This is a genomic window from Salinibacter sp. (assembly GCF_036626415.1).
In the GTDB taxonomy this organism is placed as follows: Bacteria; Bacteroidota; Rhodothermia; order Rhodothermales; family Salinibacteraceae; genus Salinibacter.
Genome location: NZ_JAZKRW010000177.1, coordinates 1 through 4,704, shown reverse-complemented (window position 1 = coordinate 4,704; position 4,704 = coordinate 1). Strand labels below are relative to the sequence as shown.

Genomic DNA, 4,704 nt, shown 5'->3' with positions numbered 1-4,704 from the left:
TAGGTCTTGGCCCCGGACGTAGAGGGCGCAAAGCGGAGCGCCCTCTCGAAGCGACGGGTGCACCGTAGACACTGTATGGAGGGTGCTAGCACTGGGGTCGACGGGCGCCCCGTCAAGCCGGACGGACGCCTCGGGGCCGCCCACGAAGTGCAGCGTCGCGGCCTCCGCGTCTACGTCGAGGTACGGAGGATCGGGGAGAGACGAGGCCGCCGTCCACTCTTCTTTTTGGGGGACGTAATAGCTCATGGTGGGGGAGGTCTGGGTTAGCGGTCGCCGTAGGTGTGTGTCGAGCGCTCCTCGACGCGGTCGGTGGCCGGCGGCGGGGTGGGGGCGAGGGCACAAATCTCGGCTCGCAGGTCGTCCGTCATGTCGATGTCGAGCGCCCCGAGCGAGCCCTCTAGCTGTTCCAGGGTGCGGGCGCCGATGATGGGGGCCGTAATGGCGGGGTGATGGGCCACCCACGCCACGGCCAACGACACAGGATCGTAGCCGTGGTCCGCGGCGAAGTTCGTGAATCGATCCGCCACCTGGTAGTGCACGTCGGCCCCGTAGCGGGTCTGGTACATCGGATTCTCGATGAGCCGCCCGCCCTCAGGGCGTTGGTCCACCCCGTACTTGCCGGTCAGCAGCCCGCCGCCGAGCGGGCTGTACGACAGCACACCGAGGTGTTCGCTTCGAGCCATTGGCAAGATTTCGACCTCGGCCTGTCGCTTGGTCAGGTTGTACATGGGCTGGAGGACGTGGAAGGGCGTCCAGCCCTCGGCCCGCTGTCGCCCGAGCGCCTTCATCACCTGCCAGGCGGCGAAGTTCGAGGCCCCGAGGTAGAGCACCTTGCCCTGCTGCACGAGGGTTTCGAGGGCGCGGAGGGTCTCATCGAGGCGGGTCTGTTCGTCGAAGCGGTGGACGAAGAACACGTCGATGCGGTCTGTCCCGAGGCGCCGCAGGCTGTCCTCAACGGCCCGAACGAGATGGTAGCGGCTCGCGCCGCGGGCATTGGGGCCGTCGCCCATGGGAAAGTATGCCTTGGTCGTGAGCACGACCTCGTCGCGGCAGTCGGCCACGAGCTCGCCGAGAATTTCCTCAGAGCGGCCGTCCTCGTACACGTTGGCGCAGTCGAACACGTTGATGCCGGCCTCGCGGCAGCGCCGAAACATCGCGGCGGAGGTCTCCCGGTCCGCGGGGCCGCCGAAGGTCATGGTGCCCAGACAGAGGGGCGACACCTTCACGCCGGTATCACCGAGGTAGCGGTAGGAGGGAAGGGGCATGGCTCGGGGAGTGTCGATGGGGAAACTGCGCGGGGGTGGGCTTCGCGTTGGGTTAGTGCTCCAAGAAGTGCCGGGTCAGGAGCGGGGCGAGGAGCGAGAGCGGGGCTCGGGGCAGGCTGTGAGTGTCGCCGGGGAGCACCGTGAGGCGCGCGTTGGGGAGGGCCCCGTGCAGAGATTGAGGGGCGTCGAGGCCGAAGAGGGGGTCCTGGTCCAGCGCCGCGATGAGGGTGGGGGCGGAGATGTTGGAGAGCGCCTCCCCGAGCCGGACGGACGCCTCGGGCAGGGCCTCGACGAAGGTTTGCAGCGCTTGCAGGAGCCGTTCCGGCTGGTCGTGGCGGGCCCGGAGGTCCTGGGCGCGGGCTGGAGCCCGGTCGTGCAGGGCCTTGAGGTCGAGCCGCCGGTGCATGCGCCGCACCTGTGCTTCCGTCCAGTCGGCGTTCGTCTGGAGGACGGCGAGGCGATCGACGCGGGTCGGGTGGGCGTGCGCGAGGTGGAGGGCCGTGCCGCCGCCCAGCGAGAACCCCACGACGTGGGCGGAGGACAGGTCGTACGCGTCCAGGACCGCCACGGCGTCCTCTGCGAAGAGGTCCAGCGACAAGCGGGGGGTGTCCGGAAGGGCCGATGCGCCGTGTCCACTCAGGTCGACCCCGAGCACGTGGAACGACGGCTCCAAGCGGCGGATGAGCGGAGCCGTTTCGTGCAGGGTCGTCCCCGCAGCACCATGCAGGACGAGAAGAGACGGGCGGTCCCGACGCCCTCGCTCGAAGACGGAGAGCGACCCGCCGTGGCGCGGCACGGCGCGCGAGGGCCAGTCGGGCGTCGTAGACTCGCAAAACTCGACCAGCACCCCATGGGTCTGCTTCGGGTGCACGAACACAATTTGCTTGTCGTCCGCTCCGGCCTGCGGCGTGTCACTCAGCAGTTCAAAGCCGGCGTCGCGCAGCCGGCTCATGGTGCCCGTCAGGTCCTCAACCTCGAAGGCCAGGTGGTGGAGTCCCTCGCCCCGTCGGTCGAGAAACCGCTGGACCGGAGAGTCCTCGCCCAGTGCTTCCAGCAGCTCCAGCTTGGTCGCCCCCGCGTTTAGGAAGTGGGTGCGGACCTGTTGGCCGCTCACGGCCTCGTGCTTGTACGGCTCGACGTCAAGCAGGTCGCGGAAGCGTTCCACCACGGCCGCTGCGTCGTCGATGCCGATGCCGATGTGGTCGAGGTGCGCCATGGTGGGCAAACGCAAAGGGGAACGGAACAAGTCCCGGTGCAAATTGGGCCCCGCGGCGAACCTGCGGGGGGTGTTCGAGTACGGATCGTGTCATGCCTAGTGCCCAGTCCTCACATGATGAGTCCCGGGCCGAGGCGGAGCGCGCCCGGCGGCGGGCCATGGCGGCCAGTCTTCTCGTGTCGTTCGTGATGCTGGTGGGCAAGCTCGGCGCGGCCTCGCTCACCGGCAGCACCGCGATCCTGTCCGACGCCGCCGAGTCGGTGATCCACCTCTTCGCGACCGGGTTCGCGGGGTTCAGCCTGTGGTACGCCTCCACCCCCCCAGACGTGGAGCATCCCTACGGCCACGGCAAGGTGTCCTACTTCGCGTCGGCCATCGAAGGCACGCTTATTCTGGTGGCCGCGGTGAGCATCGCATGGATGGCGGTGCAGGATCTTGTCACGGGCCCCGACCTGCGCCAGCTTGACGTGGGCGTCTACATCATCGGCGGGCTGACGGCCGTCAACTTCGCACTCGGAAAATACCTCGTCCGCGTGGGGCGGCGCACCAACAGCCTCGTCCTCGTGTCCAACGGCCAGCACGTGCTGACGGACATGTGGACGAGCCTGGGCGTCCTCGTCGGCATCGGGCTCGTGTGGGCCACTGGCATCCGTTGGCTTGATCCGGCGGTCGGGCTGTTGGTGGCGGCCAACATCGTGTGGACGGCCACCGGGCTGATTCGCCGCTCCGTGTACGGCCTGATGGACGAGGCGGACCCGGAGGCCACCGCCGCGCTGCTCGACGAACTGGGGGACGCGGTGGCGGACGGCTGCATCGCCGGCTTTCACCAGGTGCGGCACCGCCGGTCCGGCGATCAGGTATGGATCGAATATCATCTCATGTTCCCGGGCGACATACCCATCCATGAGGCCCACGCCCGATCCCACAACGTCGAGGACCGGGTCGACGCCCTCTTCCCCGACGAAGACGTGTACGTGACGGCCCACCTGGAGCCCCGTCGCCACGACGAGGCCCACCCGGACGAACACCGCGAGCCGACGGATCCGCTCCGGGAGGTCTTGGGGTAGGCCTGGACGCTCGACGGGTGGACCACGGGTGCACTCACGTTCTGGCCTCCCCCCGTCCACGCGTCCAGGTCCCCATTCCTATCCGATTTTTCCCTCGTCGCGGAGGCGCTGGAGGTCGTCCAGGTTGCTGTGCACGTGCCCGGCGGAGGTCTTGAGCTTGGCCTTCTCGTCGGCGTCGAGGTTGACCTCGATAATCTCTTCTACGCCCCCGGCCCCGAGCTTCACGGGCACGCCGATGAAGAGGTCTTCCAGGCCGTACTCGCCGTCGCAGTAGGCCGCGCAGGGGAGGATGCGCTTGCTGTCCTTCAGGATGGCCTCCGTCATCTCGGCCGCCGCGGCGCCCGGGGCGTACCAGGCGGAGGTGCCCATCAGGTCTACGATCTCGCCGCCGGCGCCCTTCGTGCGCTCCACGATCTCTTCAATCCGCTCGTCGTCAAGGAGCTGCGGGACCGGGATGCCGCCGACCGTGGTGTAGCGGGGAAGGGGCACCATCGTGTCCCCGTGGCCGCCCATCAGAAGCGCCTGCACATCACGAACCGACACGTCCAGTTCCTCGGCGATGAAGGAGCGGAAGCGGCCCGTGTCGAGCACGCCGGCCATGCCCATCACGCGGTTTTTGGGGAAGCCGCTCGCCTCGTAGGCCACGTAGGTCATCACGTCGAGCGGGTTCGCCACCACAATGATGGTGCTGTCCGGGCTCCCCTCCACAAACTGCTCTGTGACGCCGCCCACGATCTCCGTGTTCTTGGCCAGGAGGTCGTCGCGGCTCATCCCGGGGCTGCGGGGCAGTCCGGCCGTGATGATGCAGACATCCGAGTCTTCCGTGGGGCCGTAGTCGTTCGTGCCCGTCACGTGGGTGTCAAAGCCGTGGATGGGGCTGGATTCGCGCATGTCGAGGGCCTTGCCCTGCGGCACGCCGTCCTTGATGTCAACCATGACGACCTCATTTGCCACGTCGAGCCGGGCCACGCACTCGCCGACGGTGGCGCCGACATTGCCGGCGCCAATCACAGTAACTTTCATGGGATGCTGAAGGGTTTGGGAAAGAAAAGGAGGTGCAAGGTGCAACGTTCAAGTAAAGGAGTGGGAGGACGGACTGCCAGCAATATTTTGCGAAAAGCGGGCGGGCCCATCGCCTCCGTGTGTACGGCGGACG

Annotated in this window: 4 protein-coding genes and 1 pseudogene; 1 reads left to right on the top strand and 4 read right to left on the bottom strand. The window is 67.8% G+C overall.

All coding sequences use genetic code 11. From position 1 onward, the window contains the following. From V5A20_RS13195 to mce, 3 genes and pseudogenes are all read right to left on the bottom strand, one after another. Window positions 1-246, bottom strand: a pseudogene (locus V5A20_RS13195) (hypothetical protein); the annotation flags it as partial. 17 nt (window positions 247-263) lie between these two features. After that, window positions 264-1,265: an aldo/keto reductase gene (locus V5A20_RS13190; protein WP_332315801.1), complete on the bottom strand. Its 1,002-nt coding sequence runs from the start codon at window positions 1,263-1,265 to the stop codon at window positions 264-266. 52 nt (window positions 1,266-1,317) lie between these two features. Then, the gene (mce, locus tag V5A20_RS13185; RefSeq protein WP_332315800.1) at window positions 1,318-2,481 is read right to left on the bottom strand and encodes a methylmalonyl-CoA epimerase; all 1,164 of its coding nucleotides are present in this window, start codon (window positions 2,479-2,481) and stop codon (window positions 1,318-1,320) included. Between the two features lie 92 nt (window positions 2,482-2,573). Between mce and V5A20_RS13180 the strand changes: the two genes are divergently transcribed. After that, window positions 2,574-3,548, top strand: coding sequence for a cation diffusion facilitator family transporter (locus V5A20_RS13180; protein WP_332315799.1), 975 nt, complete (start codon window positions 2,574-2,576; stop codon window positions 3,546-3,548). A gap of 78 nt (window positions 3,549-3,626) precedes the next feature. Here V5A20_RS13180 and mdh read toward each other — a convergent pair whose 3' ends face one another. Beyond that, window positions 3,627-4,571, bottom strand: a complete 945-nt coding sequence (gene mdh, locus V5A20_RS13175) for a malate dehydrogenase (RefSeq protein WP_332315798.1) — start codon at window positions 4,569-4,571, stop codon at window positions 3,627-3,629. Window positions 4,572-4,704: the final 133 nt, after the last annotated feature.

What these genes read in the sequence shown, in the direction of transcription:
- V5A20_RS13190 (WP_332315801.1), bottom strand. Translation starts at nt 1,265, where the DNA reads ATGCCCCTTCCCTCCTACCGCTACCTCGGTGATACCGGCGTGAAGGTG.
- mce (WP_332315800.1), bottom strand. Translation starts at nt 2,481, where the DNA reads ATGGCGCACCTCGACCACATCGGCATCGGCATCGACGACGCAGCGGCC.
- V5A20_RS13180 (WP_332315799.1), top strand. Translation starts at nt 2,574, where the DNA reads ATGCCTAGTGCCCAGTCCTCACATGATGAGTCCCGGGCCGAGGCGGAG.
- mdh (WP_332315798.1), bottom strand. Translation starts at nt 4,571, where the DNA reads ATGAAAGTTACTGTGATTGGCGCCGGCAATGTCGGCGCCACCGTCGGC.